General features: G+C 70.6%; 16 protein-coding genes. 5 read left to right on the top strand and 11 right to left on the bottom strand.

Going from position 1 to position 17,155, the window contains the following annotated elements; all coding sequences use genetic code 11:
* Nucleotides 1-7: 7 nt before the first annotated feature.
* The 6 genes from mmsB to AB0G52_RS18140 all read right to left on the bottom strand — a co-directional run bounded on the left by mmsB (nt 8) and on the right by AB0G52_RS18140 (nt 7,309).
* Complete coding sequence (gene mmsB, locus AB0G52_RS18165) at nt 8-1,252, bottom strand: multiple monosaccharide ABC transporter permease (protein WP_132886601.1); 1,245 nt, start codon at nt 1,250-1,252, stop codon at nt 8-10.
* The gene (gene mmsA, locus AB0G52_RS18160; RefSeq protein ID WP_132886600.1) at nt 1,249-2,799 is read right to left on the bottom strand and encodes a multiple monosaccharide ABC transporter ATP-binding protein; all 1,551 of its coding nucleotides are present in this window, start codon (nt 2,797-2,799) and stop codon (nt 1,249-1,251) included. Before mmsA ends, mmsB begins: the two co-directional genes overlap by 4 nt.
* Before the next feature lie 44 nt (nt 2,800-2,843).
* On the bottom strand, nt 2,844-3,953 hold the full coding sequence (gene chvE, locus AB0G52_RS18155; RefSeq protein ID WP_132886599.1) for a multiple monosaccharide ABC transporter substrate-binding protein: 1,110 nt from the start codon (nt 3,951-3,953) through the stop codon (nt 2,844-2,846).
* A 105-nt stretch (nt 3,954-4,058) separates the two neighbouring features.
* Nucleotides 4,059-5,033, bottom strand: a complete 975-nt coding sequence (locus tag AB0G52_RS18150; protein WP_132886598.1) for a hypothetical protein — start codon at nt 5,031-5,033, stop codon at nt 4,059-4,061.
* A gap of 114 nt (nt 5,034-5,147) precedes the next feature.
* On the bottom strand, nt 5,148-6,155 hold the full coding sequence (locus AB0G52_RS18145) for an alcohol dehydrogenase catalytic domain-containing protein (RefSeq protein WP_132886597.1): 1,008 nt from the start codon (nt 6,153-6,155) through the stop codon (nt 5,148-5,150).
* Complete coding sequence (locus AB0G52_RS18140) at nt 6,152-7,309, bottom strand: mandelate racemase/muconate lactonizing enzyme family protein (protein WP_132886596.1); 1,158 nt, start codon at nt 7,307-7,309, stop codon at nt 6,152-6,154. Before AB0G52_RS18140 ends, AB0G52_RS18145 begins: the two co-directional genes overlap by 4 nt.
* 303 nt (nt 7,310-7,612) lie before the next feature.
* Between AB0G52_RS18140 and AB0G52_RS18135 the strand changes: the two genes are divergently transcribed.
* Both AB0G52_RS18135 and AB0G52_RS18130 read left to right on the top strand, forming a co-directional pair.
* Entirely contained in the window at nt 7,613-8,380 is a 768-nt protein-coding gene (locus AB0G52_RS18135) for a hypothetical protein (protein ID WP_361337233.1), read from the top strand.
* 192 nt (nt 8,381-8,572) lie between these two features.
* Complete coding sequence (locus tag AB0G52_RS18130; protein ID WP_132886594.1) at nt 8,573-9,046, top strand: carboxymuconolactone decarboxylase family protein; 474 nt, start codon at nt 8,573-8,575, stop codon at nt 9,044-9,046.
* Between the two features lie 48 nt (nt 9,047-9,094).
* Here AB0G52_RS18130 and AB0G52_RS18125 read toward each other — a convergent pair whose 3' ends face one another.
* Complete coding sequence (locus AB0G52_RS18125) at nt 9,095-9,544, bottom strand: MarR family transcriptional regulator (protein WP_132886593.1); 450 nt, start codon at nt 9,542-9,544, stop codon at nt 9,095-9,097.
* A 117-nt stretch (nt 9,545-9,661) separates the two neighbouring features.
* Here AB0G52_RS18125 and AB0G52_RS18120 point away from each other — a divergent pair, with 117 nt between their 5' ends.
* Nucleotides 9,662-10,660 (top strand): NADP-dependent oxidoreductase, encoded by a 999-nt coding sequence (locus AB0G52_RS18120; protein WP_361337232.1) that lies wholly within the window; start codon nt 9,662-9,664, stop codon nt 10,658-10,660.
* Nucleotides 10,661-10,709: 49 nt separating this feature from the next.
* Here AB0G52_RS18120 and AB0G52_RS18115 read toward each other — a convergent pair whose 3' ends face one another.
* The gene (locus AB0G52_RS18115; protein ID WP_132886591.1) at nt 10,710-11,867 is read right to left on the bottom strand and encodes a serine hydrolase domain-containing protein; all 1,158 of its coding nucleotides are present in this window, start codon (nt 11,865-11,867) and stop codon (nt 10,710-10,712) included.
* 173 nt (nt 11,868-12,040) lie between these two features.
* Here AB0G52_RS18115 and AB0G52_RS18110 point away from each other — a divergent pair, with 173 nt between their 5' ends.
* Nucleotides 12,041-12,829 (top strand): EI24 domain-containing protein, encoded by a 789-nt coding sequence (locus AB0G52_RS18110; RefSeq protein WP_361337231.1) that lies wholly within the window; start codon nt 12,041-12,043, stop codon nt 12,827-12,829.
* Nucleotides 12,830-13,043: 214 nt separating this feature from the next.
* Here the strand turns inward: AB0G52_RS18110 and AB0G52_RS18105 are convergent, their stop codons facing one another.
* Together AB0G52_RS18105 and AB0G52_RS18100 are read right to left on the bottom strand one after the other, a co-directional pair.
* On the bottom strand, nt 13,044-14,018 hold the full coding sequence (locus AB0G52_RS18105; protein WP_132886589.1) for an aldose epimerase family protein: 975 nt from the start codon (nt 14,016-14,018) through the stop codon (nt 13,044-13,046).
* 22 nt (nt 14,019-14,040) lie between these two features.
* Entirely contained in the window at nt 14,041-14,937 is an 897-nt protein-coding gene (locus AB0G52_RS18100) for an SGNH/GDSL hydrolase family protein (RefSeq protein WP_361337230.1), read from the bottom strand.
* Between the two features lie 251 nt (nt 14,938-15,188).
* Here AB0G52_RS18100 and AB0G52_RS18095 point away from each other — a divergent pair, with 251 nt between their 5' ends.
* Entirely contained in the window at nt 15,189-15,683 is a 495-nt protein-coding gene (locus AB0G52_RS18095; RefSeq protein WP_093503479.1) for a DUF3145 domain-containing protein, read from the top strand.
* 133 nt (nt 15,684-15,816) lie between these two features.
* On the opposite strand, the gene fabF is transcribed toward AB0G52_RS18095, so the two are convergent.
* Complete coding sequence (gene fabF / locus AB0G52_RS18090; protein WP_361337229.1) at nt 15,817-17,079, bottom strand: beta-ketoacyl-ACP synthase II; 1,263 nt, start codon at nt 17,077-17,079, stop codon at nt 15,817-15,819.
* Nucleotides 17,080-17,155: the final 76 nt, after the last annotated feature.

Below are 17,155 nucleotides of genomic sequence, written 5' to 3'. Positions count from 1 at the left end.
GCGCTGACTACGAACCGGACTTGCGCTTGTTCCACACGTCGAAGCCGACCGCCGCGAGGAGGGCGAGGCCCTTGATGACCTGCTGCCAGTCGGTGCCGACGCTGAGGAGGTTCATGCCGTTGTTCAGCACGCCGAGGACGAGACCGCCGATGATGGCACCGAGGATGGTGCCCACACCGCCGCTCATGGAGGCGCCGCCGATGAACGAGGAGGCGATCGCCTCCAGTTCGAAGCCGTCGCCCGCCTTCGGCGAGGCCGCGTTCAGCCGGGCGGCGACCACCAGCCCGGCCAGGGCCGCGAGCACGCCCATGTTGAGGAAGACGTAGAAGGTGACCTTCTTGTCCTTGACGCCGGACAGCTTGGCCGCCGGCAGGTTGCCGCCGATCGCGTAGATGTGCCGGCCGAAGACCGCGTTGCGCATCACGTAGCCGTAGCCGACGACCAGCACGCCCAGCACGATCAGGACGATCGGCGCGCCCTTGTAGCTGGCCAGCAGCATCGTCATGATGAGGATGGCGGCGACCAGCGCGGTCAGCTTCAGCAGGAACAGCCGGGTGGGCGGCACCTCCAGCGCGAACTCCTGCTGGCGGCGCCGGTCCCGGAACTCCTGCCAGACCACGGCGGCGATCAGCACCAGGCCCAGCAGCAGCGTGATGTTGTGGTAGTTGGTGTTCGGGCCGACCTCGGGCAGGAAGCCGTTGCCCAGGTTCTGCAGGCCGTTCGGGAACGGGCCGATGGTCTGCCCCTGGAGCAGGATCTCGGTGAGACCGCGGAAGAGCAGCATCCCGGCGAGGGTGACGATGAACGACGGTATGCCGAAGTAGGCGATCAACAGGCCCTGGGCGGCGCCCGCGAAGGCACCCATCACCAGGCACAGGACCAGCGCCAGCGGCCAGGCCATTCCGTGGTTGACCGTCAGCACGGCCGCGAACGCGCCGACGAACGCCGTCAGCGAGCCGACCGACAGGTCGATGTGCCCGGCGATGATCACCATCATCATGCCGATGGCGAGGATCAGGATGTAGCTGTTCTGCAGCACCAGGTTGGAGACGTTGCGCGGCAGCAGCAGGTCGCCGTTGGTCCACACCGCGAACAGGGCGACGATCAGACCGAGGGCGATCAGCATCCCGTACTGGCGCATGTTGCGGCGCAGCCCGTCGAGGACCAGCTGGAGCAGGTTCCCCTCGGCGGCCGATCCGCTCTTGCCCGGCGGCGCGGGCGCCGGGCTCTTGGCGGTGACATCCGTGCTCATCGCGTTACCTCTTTGTCCTTCGTCATATGGCGCATCAGCACTTCCTGCGTGGCCTCGGCCCTGGGCACCTCACCGGTCAGACGGCCCGCGGCCATGGTGTAGATGCGGTCGCACATGCCGAGCAGTTCGGGCAGTTCGGAGGAGATGAAGACGACTGCCTTGCCCTGGGCGGCGAGCTGGTCGATGACCGTGTAGATCTCGTACTTGGCGCCCACGTCGATGCCGCGGGTCGGCTCGTCCAGGATCAGCACGTCGGGACCCGCGAAGATCCACTTGCTGAGGACGACCTTCTGCTGGTTGCCGCCCGACAGCTTGCCCACCGGCTCGAACACCGTCGGCGCCTTGATGTTCATGGACGTGCGGTAGCCCTCGGAGACCTGCCGCTCCTCGTGCTCGTCCACGATCCCGCGTCTGGCCACCTTCTTCAGGGCGGTCAGCGAGATGTTGCGGTTGATGGTGTCGATGAGGTTGAGACCGTAGTGCTTGCGGTCCTCGGTGACGTACGCGATGCCGTGCCCGACCGCCTCGGCGACGGACTTGGTACGGATCTCCGTGCCGTCCTTGAGGACCGTGCCGCCGTCGTAACGGCCGTACGTCCGCCCGAAGACGTTCATCGCGAGTTCCGTGCGGCCCGCGCCCATCAGGCCCGCGATGCCGACGATCTCGCCGCGCCGGACGTGGATCGACACGTCGTCGACGACCTTGCGCTCGTGGTCGATCGGGTGCCGCACGGTCCAGTTGCGGATCTCCAGGGCCGGCGCCGCGTCCTCCTCGCCCTCGTACGCGGTGCGCTCCGGGAAGCGGTGGTCCAGGTCGCGGCCCACCATGCCCGAGATGATCCGCTCCTCGGTGGTCTCCTCCGACTTCACGTCGAGGGTCTCGATGGAGTGGCCGTCCCGGATGATCGTCACCGAGTCGGCGACCCGGCGGATCTCGTTGAGCTTGTGCGAGATGATGATCGAGGTGATGCCCTGGTTCTTCAACTCCAGGATGAGATCGAGGAGCTTGCCGCTGTCCTCGTCGTTCAGGGCCGCGGTCGGCTCGTCGAGGATGAGCAGCTTCACCTTCTTCGACAGCGCCTTCGCGATCTCCACCAGCTGCTGCTTGCCCACGCCGATGTCGGCGACGCGGGTCTCCGGGTGGTCGTCCAGACCCACCCGGCGCAGCAGCTCGGTGGCGTGCCGCAGGGTCTCCCGCCAGTCGATGAACCCGCCCTTGGCGTGTTCGTTGCCGAGGAAGATGTTCTCCGCCAGGGAGAGGTACGGCGACAGCGCCAGCTCCTGGTGGATGATCACGATGCCGCGCTGCTCGCTCGCCCGGATGTCACCGAACGCGCAGGGCTCACCCTCGAAGAGGATCTCGCCCTCGTAACTGCCGTGCGGGTGAACGCCGGAGAGGACCTTCATCAGGGTCGACTTGCCGGCGCCGTTCTCCCCGCAGATGGCGTGGACCTCGCCCTGGCGGACGGTCAGGGTGACGTCCGACAACGCCTTGACGCCGGGAAAGGTCTTGACGATCGAGCGCATTTCCAGGACGGGTCCCGCCATGGTCTGCCTTCCAATCAGTGCTTGTCGGTCAGGGCTTGGCGGGCTTACTTGAGCTGGGCGTCGGTGTAGTAACCGCCCTTGACGAGGACTTCCTCGTAGTTGGACTTGTCGACGCTCACCGGCTGCAGCAGGTAGGCGGGGACGACCTTCGTGCCGTTGTCGTACGTCTTGGTGTCGTTGACCTGCGGGGTCTTCTTGTTCAGCGCGTCGTCGACCATGGTCGCGGCGACCTCGGCGAGCTTGCGGAGGTCCTTGTAGACGGTCTGCGTCTGCTGACCCGCGATGATCGACTTCACCGAGGCCAGCTCGGCGTCCTGGCCCGTGATGACGGGCAGCGGCTGGCTGCCGGAGCCGTAGCCGTCCGACTTCAGCGCGGCGATGATGCCGATCGAGATGCCGTCGTAGGGCGAGAGCACCGCGTCGACCTTGGCGGACTTGTAGGAGGAGGTGAGGATGTCCTCCATGCGGGACTGCGCGGTCGCGCCGTCCCAGCGCAGCGTGGTCACCTTGTTCAGCGCGGTCTGGCCGGACCTGACCACCAGCTGCTTCTTGTCGATGTACGGCTGGAGCACGCTCATCGCGCCGTTGAAGAAGTACTTGGTGTTGTTGTCGTCGTTCGAGCCGGCGAACAGCTCGATGTTGAACGGGCCCTTCTTGCCGCTGTCCAGGCCGAGCTTGTGCACGATGTACGTGCCCTGCTCGACACCGACCTTCTCGTTGTCGAAGGACGCGTAGTAGTCGACGTTCTTGGTGCCGAGGATCAGCCGGTCGTAGGCGATGACCGGGATGTGGGCGTCCGCGGCCTCCTGGAGCACGTTGTTCAGGGACTTGTTGTCGATGGCCGCGATGACCAGGCCCTTGACGCCCTGCGTGATCAGGTTCTCGATCTGCGAGACCTGGGTGTCCGGGTTGTCCTCGCCGAAGACCAGCTTGGTCTTGTAGCCCTTGGCCTTGATGTCCTTGACGAGGTTGTTGCCGTCGTTGATCCAGCGCTCCGACGACTTGGTCGGCATCGCGATGCCGATCGTGCCGCCCTTGGCGCTGCCGCCGTTCTCCTTGCTGCCGCCCTCGCTGCTCTGGCCGCAGGCGGTCAGGGTCAGGGCGAGCGAGGCGGCCCCGGCTATGAGGGTGAGGGCGCTTCTACGAGTGCGCATGATGATCGTCCCTGTTCTTCTCGTCGTTGAGAGGTTGAAGCGCCCCGAAGGGGCGCGGGGAACTGCGCGACCAGCCACAACGGACCCGCAGTCCCCAACGTTTCGTCAGGCGGAACCCTCGACGGGGAACCGGCGCAGAACCCCGGGCAGCCGCGACCCCAGCGGAGCCATCCCCCCGTCCGCCCCGTGCCGCGCGAGCAGGTCCAGCGCGAGCCGCCCCCGCCGCACCCGCTCCTTGGCGGTGCTGAGGGTCACGTCCCGCAGGTGGGTGCCCCACGGGTAGATCCCGGGGGCCTTGGACAGGCCGAACTTCAGGTACACCGGCGCGCCGCGCCGGATCAGCTCGGCGACCTCGTACATCCGGACGTAGCCACCGAGGTCGTCCGGGGCCTCGATGTACATGTCCAGGGGAGCGCCGGACACCCGCCGGATCTCGGTGAGGTGATCGAGCGTCAGGTCGCTCGGCACGTTGATCGAGTCGGCACCGAGGTGCTCGAAGACGGAGTACGACGCCGGGTTGACCGGACCGATCAGCGCGGACACCTTCAGCGTGGTGTCCGCCGGGATGATCCCGGCCTCGCGCGCCCGGTGCAGCGTCCACAGCACGCCCTCGTCGGCGACGAGCAGGCACTTGACGCCGAGTTCCGTCGCCCGGACCGCGTCCTCCACGCAGCCGGCGACGGCGTCGTGGCCGCGGGCGCGCAGTCCGGCGCCCCGCGAGTCGGAGCGCACCGAGCCGCCGATGTCCCAGGTGCCGCGCGGCCCGGTGAACAGGCACAGCTCGATGTCCCGTTCGCCGGTCGCCTCGACCATCTCGGTGATCTCGGCGTCGGTGAGCATCCACACGCCGCTGCCCTGGCTGATCCGGTGGATCGGCACGTCCAGGCGCGAGGACTCCTTGAGTACGACGGCAAGCGCCTCGGGACCCTCGCAGGAGGGGATCTCGGTGCGCCACGTGCCGCCGCCCGGGAAGCTGTGGGCGGAGGCGTCGGCGGGGTCGAGGGCGGGCGCGCCCAGGCCGAGGGCGGCGAGCGCCTGCTCACCGGGTCGGCGGGCCGCAGCGGAAGCGTCGGTCGTCACAAGCTGTCCTTCATGTTCGGTATATCGGACAAGGTTCGCGGCTCGGGGTGTGAAAAGGGTGTGGTGGTACGCCGGCCCCGGCGAGATCAGGGCGCGCCGCGACCGGCGTACGACTCAGGGGCGGAGCAGCACCTTGCCCACCTTGGGATCACCGGCCCCCATCAGCTCGATGGCCTGCGGGAACTCGGTCAGCGGCAGCTCGTGCGTGACCAGCGGCAACGGGTCGAGGAGACCGGCTGCGAAGACCCGTACCGTGTGCGCCCAGGCGTCCGGCGGGGCCCCGAAGACGGTGTGCACCTCCAGCTGCCGTACGACGAGATCGGTGGGGTCCAGGCCGTCGGCGCCCGGGGCCGGGATACCGGTCAGCACCAGGCGTCCGCCGCGCCTGAGCAGAGAGGCGGCGGTGCGCGCGGCGGACGCGGACCCGGCGGTCTCGATGACCACGTCGAAGTCGTCGGGCAGTTCCTGGCCCTTGGTGCGGAAGTCGGTGGCCCCGAACTGCCGGGACAGCGCCTCCCGGTCGCCGCGGGTGCCGACGACCAGCAGCTCGCCCGGCGAGACCGCGCGCAGGAACTGCACGGCGAACATGCCCAGCGTCCCGGTGCCGACCACCGCGACCCGCTCGCCCGGCCGGGCGTCGCCCTTCAGGGCGGCGGCCGCGATGCAGGCGGCGGGCTCCAGGAGCGCGGCGGCGGTGAGGTCGGCGTCGTCCGGCAGGGGGTGCAGCAGCCGGGCCGGCAGGGTGAGGGTGGCGGCCATGGCGCCCGGCTGGGTGAAGCCGGTCTCCTCGTAGCCGTAGCTGCACAGGGTGGTCTCGCCGGCATGGCAGCGGTCGCACACCTGGCAGTTCCGGAAGCCCTCGCCGACGACCTTGCGGCCGACCAGCCCGGTGGGCACTCCGGCGCCCACCGAACTCACCGTCCCGGACCACTCGTGACCCGGCGTCAGCGGGTAGCGGACGTACCCCTCGGGCCGGTTCCCCTGGTACACCTCGCGGTCGCTCCCGCAGATGCCGACCGCGTGCACCGTGACCAGCGCCTCACCGGGACCGGGCTCGCGGGGCGTGTGTTCCTCGACCCGGTGCGCGCCCGGCGCCTCGATGACGACCTGGCTCGCGCTCACTTGGTGCCCTTCGGCCTGCGCTGCTCCCAGCCGTCCGCCCACAGGTCGAAGCGGGCCTGCTGCTGCGGGAACTCGGCGGCCGCGTCGGCGTCGAACTCGACCCCGAGACCCGGCGCGTCGGACAGGTGGAAGTACCCGTCGACCACCTCGGGCGCGCCCCTGACGACCTTCTTGATCTCGGCGTCCGCGAAGTCGTTGAAGTGCTCCAGGATCTTGAAGTTCGGGGAGCTGAACCCGACCTGGAGGGAGGCGGCGGTGAGCACGGAGCCGCCGACGTTGTGCGGGGCGACCAGGACGTAGTGCGTCTCGGCGGTGGCGGCGAGCTTGCGCGTCTCCCAGATGCCGCCGATGTGGCCGACGTCCGGCTGGATGATGTCGACGGCCTGGCTCTCGAAGAGCTCGCGGAACTCGATGCGGTCGTGAATGCGCTCACCGGTGGCGACCGGCACGTCGACCTTGGCGGCGACCTTCTCCAGCGCCTTCAGGTTCTCCGGCGGGCACGGCTCCTCCAGCCAGGCCGGCTTGAAGGGGGCCAGCTCCTTGGCCAGCCGGACGGCGGTGGCGGGGGAGAAGCGGCCGTGCATCTCCAGCATCAGTTCGGCGTCCGGGCCGATGGCGTCCCGCACCGCCTCGATCAGCGACACGGAGTACAGCGTCTGCTCGTGGTCCAGTTCGAAGTGCCCGGTGCCGAAGGGGTCGATCTTGAGCGCCTTGTAGCCGCGTTCCATCACCCCCTGGGCCGCCTTGTGGTACGCCTCCGGCGTCCGCTCGGTCGTGTACCACCCGTTGGCGTACGCCTTGACCTTGTCGGTCACCTTGCCGCCGAGCAGCTGCCACACCGGCACGCCCAGCGCCTTGCCCTTGATGTCCCAGCAGGCCATCTCGATCACGGCGATCCCGGACATGACGATTTCGCCCGCCCGGCCGTAGTCGCCGTACTTCATCCGGCGTACGAGGTCTTCCAACGCGAACGGGTCGGAACCGAGAATGTGGTTGGCCTCGGCCTCCCGGAGGTAGCCGATCAGCGCGTCGGTGTGACCGAGCATCCGGGTCTCGCCGACTCCGGTGATCCCCTCGTCGGTGTGCACCTGGACGTAGGTCAGGTTGCGCCAGGGCGTCCCGACCACGTGTGTGCTGATTCCGGTGATGCGCACGGCAGTTGCCCCTCAGCTGTTCGAGATTTCGTCACGCGTTCGAAATGCTGGCGTGACAGTAAGGACGGGGTGAGGGCAGTGTCAATGGGTCGAACAGGTAACGGTTTCGGCACGGCTTTCGATAGTTCTTTCGGTCTCCCACAGAACCTTCACAGTGGCGGCTGGTGATGAGACCCGCGGGGAACTTAGTCTTCCCGCGTCATGGACTACTGCCACCCGTGCCGACGGCACCTCAACGGCGCCCTCGCCTGCCCCGGGTGCGGCGCCCCGGTCGAAACCCGCCAGGCGTCCGGGAGCGTCGAAATGCCGTACGAGGGGGTGGAGTCCACCGGCGCGGCACCTGACGGCCCCCCGGCCCCCGGCCACCCCGCCGTCGGACCGGACGCCGGCGACGACGAGGGGGACGGGGCCGACGGCCCCGGCGAACTCCGGCCGGGCGGCCGGGCGGACCGGCGCCGCGCCACCCGCGGCCGAGGGCGCGGCCGGGCCGCCGAGCATCCCGCCGGGCCTTCCGCGAGCCCCGCCGGCAACGCCCCCACGGGTCCCTCCGAGGCCGACGGGAGCCGCCGCGACCGCAAGGCCGCGGCCCATCGAAGACGGCGGCGCAGGATCCTGCTCGTGAGCGCGGCCTGCGTCCTCGCGGCCGGTGCCCTGAGCCTCGCCGAACTGGGCACCGACGCCATACCCTTCACCAGCCCCGGCTCGGCCTCGGCGGGCGGCGAGACGGCCGACGGCGGTACGGCCACGTCGTCCCCCGGTACGACGGCCCGGCCCGCGGGGGGTGCGGCCGACGCGTCGGGCGCGCCGGACGCGTCGCGGTCCGCCTCGCCCGACCCCTCGGCCTCCCCGTCCCCCTCCGCGTCGAAGAGCGAGGCCTCCGGCTCCCCGTCGGCGTCCCCGAAGGACCCCGCCGCCCAGTCGGCGACCACGGGCCCGGCCGGCGGCAGGCCGACGGCGACGGCGACCGCCACGCCGGACTCGCCCCCGACGGCCACCCCGACGGCACCGGCCCCGTCCCCCGACCCGTCCCCGACGGACCACTGCAACCGCTTCCTTTGGTGGTGCACGTGAGGGGTGGCCGCTTTCGGCCGCCGTGAGTGGTGCTCCCCCAGGGGCGCGGGGAACTGCGCGCTCGGCCCCCACCGGCCCGCACCCGACCCGCCACCAAAGCAAATTCAGCAAACGTGTCACACGCGCCGCCCCCGCTCCGTCATAGGTGTGCAACCAACTGAAGCGCCACCGACGACACCGCAGGGAGCCCCCATGGAAGCCCGCCTGAACCCCTTCGCCAGCCCCGTCGCCAACAAGCTCATCAAGGCCTTCAACGGGGCGGGCAAGGCCGTCGAGGGGACGTCGATCCCCGCCGCCACCCTGGAACTGGTCAAGATCCGTGCCAGCCAGATCAACGGCTGCGGCTTCTGCCTCGACATGCACACCAAGGACGCGGCCGCGGCCGGCGAGACCCAGCAGCGCCTCCACATGGTCGGCGCCTGGCGCGAGGCGACCGTCTTCACCGAGGCCGAGCGCGCCGCCCTGGAACTGGCGGAGCAGGGCACGCGGATCGCCGACGCGGCGGGCGGTGTGCCCGACGAGGTGTGGGAGAACGCGGCCAAGCACTACACCGAAGAGGAACTCCTCGCCCTGGTGGGGATGATCGCCCTGATCAACGCCTACAACCGGCTGAACGTCATTTTGCAGCAGCCGGCGGGAGACTACCGGCCCGGCCAGTTCGCCTGACCCTCCGACGGGGGCCGGCGCCACCGGGCGCCGGTCCCCGGGCCGCGGTCAGTCCTCCAGCATGCGGCGCAGCAGGTCCCGCAGGGACAGCCGCTCCGCGTCCGAGAGCCCCGCCAGCGGCTCGCGCGCGAAGCGCAGCCCCTCCCGCAGGTCACGGGCGACCCGCCGGCCCTCGTCCGTCGCCGCGGCCAGCTTCACCCGGCGGTCCGCCGGATCGGGCCGCCGCTCCACCAGCCCGCGCGCCTCCAGCCGGTCCACGATCCCCGTGACGTTCGACGGCTCGCACTTCAGTTTCTGCGCCAGCTTCCGCATCGGCAGCGGCTCCAGTGACAGCAGGCTGAGCAGCCGCGCCTGCGCCCCGGTGAGCGCGTGCTCGCCCGCCGCCTCCTCGTAGTCCGCGTAGAAGCGGGCCACGACGTCCCCGATCAGCTCGACGACCTCGAGCGTGAGGGCGTCCGGACGGGGGGTAGGCGTGGGGCTGGACTGTGAGGACGACATGCTCCGAGGGTACCCCGTTACTTGACATGCTGAAATATTCAGGAGCATGGTTGTTTCAGGTACTGAAGTATTCTCGGAAGCAGTAACCGGAAGCAGTAAGAGGAAAGGCGCACCGTCATGATCAACCGCGAGTGGCACCTGCTCAGCCGTCCCGTCGGCTGGCCGAAGCCCGAGGACTTCGCCCTGGTCGAGGCCGAGGTCCCGGCGCCGGGTGAGGGACAGGTGCTGGTACGGAACAAGTACGTCTCCGTCGACCCGTACATGCGCGGCAGGATGAGTTCGGCCAAGTCCTACGTCGCCCCCTTCGAGCTGGGCAAGGTCATGCAGGGCGGCGCGGTCGGCGAGGTCCTGGAGTCCAACGCCGAGGGCATCGCGGCCGGCGACCACGTCCTGCACTTCTTCGGCTGGCGCGAGTACGCCGTCGTGGACGCGAAGAACGCGGTCAAGGTCGACGCCGAGGCCGCGCCCCTGTCGACGTACCTCGGTGTCCTCGGCATGACCGGCCTCACCGCCTACGCGGGCCTGCTGCGCACCGCCTCCTTCAAGGAGGGCGACTCCGTCTTCGTGTCCGGCGCGGCCGGTGCGGTCGGCAGCCAGGTCGGGCAGATCGCCAAGCTCAAGGGCGCCTCGCGGGTGATCGGCTCGGCGGGCTCCGACGAGAAGGTGAAGCTGCTCGTCGAGGAGTACGGCTTCGACGCGGCCTTCAACTACAAGAACGGCCCGGTCGCCGAGCAGCTGCGGGCCGCCGCCCCGGACGGTGTCGACGTCTACTTCGACAACGTCGGCGGCGACCACCTGGAGGCGGCGATCGGACAGCTGAACCGGGACGGCCGCATCGCCGTCTGCGGCATGATCTCCGTCTACAACAGCACCGAGCCCGTCCCCGGCCCGAAGAACCTCGCCCGCCTCATCCAGACCCGCGGCCGCATCCAGGGCTTCCTGGTCGGCGACCACTACGACCTGCAGCCGCAGTTCGTCGCCGAGGTCGGCCCGTGGGTGGCGTCCGGGCAGCTGAAGTACCGCGAGACGGTCGTCGAGGGCATCGAGAACAACCTGGAGGCGTTCCTCGGGGTGCTGCGCGGCGACAACACCGGCAAGATGATCGTCAAGCTCTGAACACCCGTCCGGCGCCCCCGTGACGGGGGCGCCGACCGCCGCGCGCGGGCTACCGGGCGAGTGCCGCCCTGTGCACGGCCAGGGCCAGCCGGCCGTTCTCCGGGGCCGCACCGCCCGGGAACGCGAACCGTCGCCTCGTGTAGCCGTAGGCGATGCCGCTCCTCGGGTCCGCGAACGCCTGGGAGCCCGCCGCCCCGCTGTGGCCGATCGTGCCGGCGCCCAGGAAGGGGTGCCAGACGTCCGCCGTCGCCTGGAAGCCGAGGCCGTACGACTTGTGGGCGCGGGCCACCAGGTCGTACCCCACGGAGTGGAACTGGCCGAACTCCGCCACCGTGTCCTCCTTCAGCAGCGGGGCCTTGCCGTCGATCTCGCTGAGCAGCGCCGCGTACATCCCGGCCAGGCCGCGCGCCGACGCCACCCCGCCGAACGACGCCGGGCCCTTCGCGCGCACCCGCGGGTCGTTGGGCAGGGACCCCAGGTCGGTCGGCTCGGCGGTGTGCTCGTTGAACGCGATCGCGGCCAGCGTGTGCGGGCCGGACGGGACCGAGTCGAGCAGTGCCTGCTCCGCGGGCGTGGGACGCATCGGCTGGGTGGTGCGGAAACGCGGCTCGTGCGCGGCCGGCAGCCCCAGGAAGAAGTCGAGCCCGTACGGCGCCCGGACCCGCTCCTCGTACACGTCCTGGAGGGTGCGGCCCGTCGCGCGCCGCACGACCTCGCCGGTGAGCGCCCCGATGACGAGGGCGTGGTACCCGAAGGCGGTGCCGGGGCGCCAGAAGGGCCGCTGGTCGGCGAGGCGTTCGGCCATCGCCCGGTCGTCCGCGAGGTCCTGAGCGCTGAAACCGGCGTCCGTGCCGACCAGACCGGCCCGGTGCGCGACCAGCTCCCGCAGCGTCAGCGAGCCCTTGCCCTCCGCGCCGAACTCCGGCCAGTAGTAGGTGACTTTGCGGTCGAGCTCCAGCGTGCCGTCCTGCACCAGCATCGCCACGACGAGGTGCGCCGCACCCTTCGTGGACGAGAACACCCCGTACAGGGTGTCCCCGTCGGCCCCCGCACCGGCCCACAGGTCGACGACCCGCCGGCCGTGGACGTACGCGCACAGCTGTCCCTCGTAGTCGGCCGGTCCCTCGGCGACGAACGCGGCGAACTCCTCGCGTACCGCCTCGAAGCCCTCCGCGACCGTGCCCTGGACGGTGATCTCCTGCGTCATCCGCTCTCCTCAACCGAGCCGCCACCTGTGTGGTTCCGTAGGTCGGTACGGCGAGACCTACCCGTTCGACTCAACAGCGGCAAGGCGGCCCGCCGCACCGCCGCCCCGGCCGGCCCGCGGTCCGCGTCCACAGCCCCCACCGGGCCGTTCGCGACCCCGGTAAAGTTTTCGCCATGCGTGATCTCGGGGTGGGCTTCGGATATCTCCTCAAGGGCCAGCGGTGGGTGGGCCGGCACGGCAGGCAGTACGGCTTCGGACTGCTGCCCGGCCTGATCACGCTCGTCCTGTACGCGGCCGCGCTGGTCGCGCTGGCGATATGGGGAGCGGACCTGGTCGCCTGGTCGACCCCGTTCGCCGACGCCTGGTCCAGCCCCTGGCGCGGCCTGTTCCGCGGCTTCCTCACCGCCGTGCTGTTCGCCCTGGGCCTGCTCGGCGCCGTCCTCACCTTCACCGCCGTGACCCTGCTGGTCGGCCAGCCGTTCTACGAGAACCTCTCCGAGAAGGTCGACGCGGACGTCTCGCCCGACGGCACCGCGCCCGAGTCCGGGCTGCCGTTCTGGCGCGAACTGTGGATCTCGGCCCGGGACAGCCTGCGCATCCTGCTCCGCGCCGGGCTGTGGGGCCTGCTCCTGTTCGCCCTGGGCTTCCTCCCCGTCGTCGGGCAGACCGCCGTACCCGTCGTCGGCTTCTTCGTGACCGGCTTCTTCCTCACCGAGGAACTCACCGCCGTCGCCCTCCAGCGCCGGGGCGTCGACCTGCGCGCCCGGCTCGCCCTGCTGCGCTCCCGCAAGACCCTGGTGTGGGGCTTCGGCACCCCGCTGGGCCTCGCCTTCCTGGTCCCGTTCGTCGCGGTGTTCCTGATGCCCGGAGCGGTCGCGGGCGCCACCCTCCTCGCCCGCGACCTCCTGGGCGAGGAGACGACACGACAGGACACCCCCGACGACGAACCCGTCAGCCCCTGAGACCCCCGTCCCGGGCCCCGGCCGCGTCACGGTCGTGGCGGTGGTCGGGGCCGGTTTGTGAAGGGTTCGTACGGGATCTTCCGGGGGCGCTCGATCGGCGGTCGCCGTTTCACCGGCGCGGCTAGGGTGTGATCCGGGACAAGTCCCCCCTGAGCAGCCCCGGTCCGGGACCTGACCCCTGGACCGGGGCTTGCGTGCGGGGCGCCCCGCGGTGTCAGTCCCGTACGCCGAAGCCGTACACCGTCTCCGAGCGGTACACCCCGCCCGGGTCCAGGCGGGTGCTGGGGAACTCCGGGTGGTTCGGGGAGTCCGGGAAGTGCTGCGTCTCCAGGGCCACGCCGTCACCGGGGGCGAACGGGGCCGTCAGGTGCTCGGCCGTGTACAGCTGGACGCCCGGTTCGGTGGTCGCCACGGTGAGGGTGCGGCCGGAGCCCGCGTCGTGCAGCTCGGCCACCTCCACCGGGGAGTCCGTGACGCCCTTGTCGAGGACGAGGTTGTGGTCGTACCCGGAGCCCACCTTGCGGGCCGTCCGGAAGTCGAAACGGGAGCCCGAGACGTCCGCCAGGACCCCGGTCGGGATCAGGTCGCCGTCGACGGGCGTGTAGCGCGAGGCGGCGATGCGCAGTTCCTGGCCGGTCGCGTTCCCGGCGCCCGCCAGGTTGAAGTAGCTGTGGTTGGTGAGGTTCACGACGGTCGGCGCGTCGGTGACCGCCTCGTAGGAGATGTGCAGCGCGCCCGCGGCGTCCAGCGTGTACGTCACGGAGACCTCCAGCCGCCCCGGGAAGCCCTCCTCGCCGTGCGGGCTCACCCGGCTCAGCCGTACCCCGTGCTCGACGGCCGTCACGTCCCACACCCGCTTGTCGAAGCCGCCGCTGCCGCCGTGCAGCGAGTTGGGGGCGTTGTTCGGCTCCAGGGCGTAGGTCACGCCGTCCAGCGGGAAACGCGCGTGCGCGATCCGGTTGGCGTAACGGCCCACCAGGGCGCCCAGGTACGGGCCGGGATTCTCCACGTACCCGTCGAGATCGGCGAACCCCAGCACCACGTCCGCCGTCCGCCCGTCCCGGTCCGGAACCTCGACCGACTGCACGATCCCGCCGTACGACAGGATCCGCACCCGCGTACCGGCGCGCTCCAGCGTCCAGCGATGGACCTCGGTGCCGTCCGAAAGTGTGCCGAAAAGTTCGCTCATGCGGAAACCATAAGCCAAGGGTCTAGTCCACCGGGTCCTCGGCGGTGACGGTCCGGTAGGCGATCGCGGCGAGCTTCGACTGGCCGTCGGTGCTCGGATGGAACCAGTCCCAGTGACTCAACTGCTCCGTCCCGAAGCGGTACTGGTACACCGCCCCGCCGTCGAACCGGCACCGCCGGTCCTTGGCGCAGACCTCCGCCAGCACCTTGTTGTAGTCCTCGACCCGCTGCTGCACCCGGTCCCTGCGCAGGGTCGCCGCGCTGGTCAGGTCGTCCGCGTCGCCCAGCATCGACGGGCAGATGCCCAGCTTCCAGATCTGCTTGCCCAGCGGGTTGGTCCGCCCCTCGGACCACAGCCGCTTCAGGTTCGGCACGCTCGCCACGTACACCTGCGTCTTCGGCAGCGCCTTGCGCAGGGTGCCCAGCGCCTCCTCGAACTGGCTGCGGAACTTCGCCACCGACGTCATCGCCCGCACCGACGAACGGCAGGCGTCGTTGGACCCCACCATCACCGTCACCAACTCCGGGCGGCGCACCACCGCGTCGGCCAGCTGTCCGGACAGGTCGGCCATCCGGGCGCCGGTCTGCGCGTAGTTCCAGCTCCGGTCGACCGCCCTGGCCCGCCCCAGCAGCCGGACCGCCAGACTGTCCACCTGCTCGCTGGTGCCGGTCGCCCAGGACACCTCCGGGCAGTCCGAGAGCACCGTGCACGCGTCGAAGCCACGCGTGATGGAGTCCCCGACGGCCGCGATCGACGCCGGGCTGCGGTTCCACACCTGCACGGCCCGCGCCCGTGTCCGCCCGCCGTCCGGCGAGCCGGAGGAACCGCCGACGACATCACACCCGGCGACCCCCAGCGCGGTACCGGCGGCGACGATCCCCACCAGAGCGCGCGAACGCCGACGCCGCTGCTTGCGCATACCCCGCTGGTCCTCTCCGTCGCCTGGTTCGTCCCCCTTCATAACAACGCAGGGGAGTTCCCGCCCGCGCCCTGCAACGGACCACCCCCGTACAAGCGTCCCCATGGGTGAATGGCGGGGGTTTCCTGGCTGTGGGACCGACGGTACGTCACACTCCTTGCCCCGCCGCACGGTAGCCTCGCCATCAAGCGGCCGTCGTGCCACTGCCGCCAGCCAGCCAGCAAGATGTCCCGCTCTGCCCGGAGGTTCCGGTGACGACACGTGGAGTTCTGTACGTGCACTCCGCGCCGCGCGCGCTGTGCCCGCACGTCGAGTGGGCCGTCGCCGGGGTGCTCGGCACGCGCGTCAACCTCGACTGGATCCGGCAGCCCGCCGCCCCCGGGACCTGGCGCTCCGAGTTCTCCTGGCAGGGCGAGGTCGGCACGGCCTCCAAACTGGCGTCCGCGCTGCGCGGCTGGCACCTGCTGCGCTTCGAGGTCACCGCGGAACCCTGCGCGAAGGCCGAGGGCGAGCGCTACAGCTGCACCCCCGACCTGGGCATCTTCCACGCGGTCACCGGCATCCACGGCGACATCCTCATCCCGGAGGACCGTCTGCGGGCCGCCCTGACCCGCTCCCAGCGCGGCGAGACGGCTCTGGAGGCCGAGATCGCCAAGCTGCTCGGGAAGCCCTGGGACGACGAACTGGAGCCCTTCCGCTACGCGGGCGAGGGCGCACCGGTGAGATGGCTCCACCAGGTGGTCTAGCGCTCCCGCGCCCCTTCAGGGGCGCGGGGAACTGCGCGAACAGCCCCCACCGGCCCGTAGCCGACAACGAAACGCACTGTGGCCCGGACTCCGTCCAGCGGAGTCCGGGCCACACGCCTCAGTGCAGCTCTTCTCACACGGTCCGGAACGCGAGGACCACGTTGTGGCCCCCGAACCCGAACGAGTCGTTCAGCACGGCGATCCGCCCCGCGGGCAGCTCCCGGGCCTCACCGCGCACCACGTCCGCGTTGACCTCGGGGTCGAGGTCGTCGAGGTTGATGGTCGGCGGAGCCGTCCGGTTCACCAGCGCCAGGATCGACGCGACGGTCTCGATACCGCCGGCGCCGCCCAGCAGGTGCCCGGTCATCGACTTGGTCGCGGAGATCGCCATGTGGTCGACGTCGTCGCCGAACACCTTGCGCAGCGCCTTGATCTCGGCGACGTCACCCTGCGGCGTCGACGTCGCGTGCGCGTTGACGTGCACGATCTCGGCCGGCTTCAGATCCGTGTTGTCGAGCAGGTTCTGCAGCGCCTGCGCGATCCCGTTGCCGGACGGCTCCGGCTGCGTGATGTGGTGCGCGTCGGCCGAGATGCCCTGGCCGACCGCTTCGACGTAGATCCGCGCCCCGCGCGCCTTCGCGTGCTCCTCGGACTCCAGGACGATCACGCCCGCGCCCTCACCGAGCACGAAGCCGTCCCGGCCGGAGTCGTAGGGACGCGACGCCCCCTCGGGGTCGTCGTTGTTCTTGGACATCGCCATCATGTTGCCGAAGGCGACGATGGGCAGCGGGTGGATGGCGGCCTCGGTACCACCGGCCACCACCACGTCCGCACGGCCGGTGCGGATCATCTCGATGGCGTACCCGATGGCCTCGGCGCCGGAGGCGCACGCCGACACGGGGGTGTGGACGCCGGCCCGCGCGCCCAGCTCGATACCGACGTTCGCGGCCGGCGAGTTGGGCATCAGCATCGGCACGGTGTGCGGGGAGACCCGGCGTACGCCCTTCTCCTTGAGCACGTCGTACTGGTCCAGCAGGGTGGTCACCCCACCGATGCCGGAGGCGATGACCGCGCCGACCCGGTCGGGGTTGGCGGACTGGTCCTCACCGGCCTTGGCGGTGAAACCGGCGTCCGTCCAGGCCTGCTGAGCGGCGATCAGCGCGAACTGCGCGGACCGGTCCAGCTTGCGGGCCTGCGGACGCGGCAGGATCTCACCCGGTTCGACGGCGATCTGCGCCGCGATACGGACGGGCAGCTCGGCCGCCCAGTCCTGCTCCAGGAGGCTGACGCCGGACTTGCCGGCGACCAGGGCCTCCCAGAACGAAGCTGCGTCGCCACCCAGCGGTGTGGTTGCGCCGATACCGGTGACGACCACGGTGCGATTGGTCGGGCTCATCGGGAATTCTTTCTCCAACGGATACGGGATTCGACGGCGCCACCGCCGGGTGGCGTGGCCTGGCGGCCGGGGACCC

This window comes from Streptomyces sp. NPDC021562 (assembly GCF_040640875.1).
GTDB lineage: Bacteria > Actinomycetota > Actinomycetes > Streptomycetales > Streptomycetaceae > Streptomyces.
This window is presented reverse-complemented; position numbering and strand designations above follow the sequence as displayed.

Bases quoted from the DNA above. Each gene is read 5' to 3' on its own strand.
- mmsB (WP_132886601.1), bottom strand. From the start codon at position 1,252: ATGAGCACGGATGTCACCGCCAAGAGCCCGGCGCCCGCGCCGCCGGGC.
- mmsA (WP_132886600.1), bottom strand. From the start codon at position 2,799: ATGGCGGGACCCGTCCTGGAAATGCGCTCGATCGTCAAGACCTTTCCC.
- chvE (WP_132886599.1), bottom strand. From the start codon at position 3,953: ATGCGCACTCGTAGAAGCGCCCTCACCCTCATAGCCGGGGCCGCCTCG.
- AB0G52_RS18135 (WP_361337233.1), top strand. From the start codon at position 7,613: ATGCCGTACGAGGGGGTGGAGTCCACCGGCGCGGCACCTGACGGCCCC.
- AB0G52_RS18130 (WP_132886594.1), top strand. From the start codon at position 8,573: ATGGAAGCCCGCCTGAACCCCTTCGCCAGCCCCGTCGCCAACAAGCTC.
- AB0G52_RS18125 (WP_132886593.1), bottom strand. From the start codon at position 9,544: ATGTCGTCCTCACAGTCCAGCCCCACGCCTACCCCCCGTCCGGACGCC.
- AB0G52_RS18120 (WP_361337232.1), top strand. From the start codon at position 9,662: ATGATCAACCGCGAGTGGCACCTGCTCAGCCGTCCCGTCGGCTGGCCG.
- AB0G52_RS18115 (WP_132886591.1), bottom strand. From the start codon at position 11,867: ATGACGCAGGAGATCACCGTCCAGGGCACGGTCGCGGAGGGCTTCGAG.
- AB0G52_RS18110 (WP_361337231.1), top strand. From the start codon at position 12,041: ATGCGTGATCTCGGGGTGGGCTTCGGATATCTCCTCAAGGGCCAGCGG.
- AB0G52_RS18105 (WP_132886589.1), bottom strand. From the start codon at position 14,018: ATGAGCGAACTTTTCGGCACACTTTCGGACGGCACCGAGGTCCATCGC.
- AB0G52_RS18100 (WP_361337230.1), bottom strand. From the start codon at position 14,937: ATGCGCAAGCAGCGGCGTCGGCGTTCGCGCGCTCTGGTGGGGATCGTC.
- fabF (WP_361337229.1), bottom strand. From the start codon at position 17,079: ATGAGCCCGACCAATCGCACCGTGGTCGTCACCGGTATCGGCGCAACC.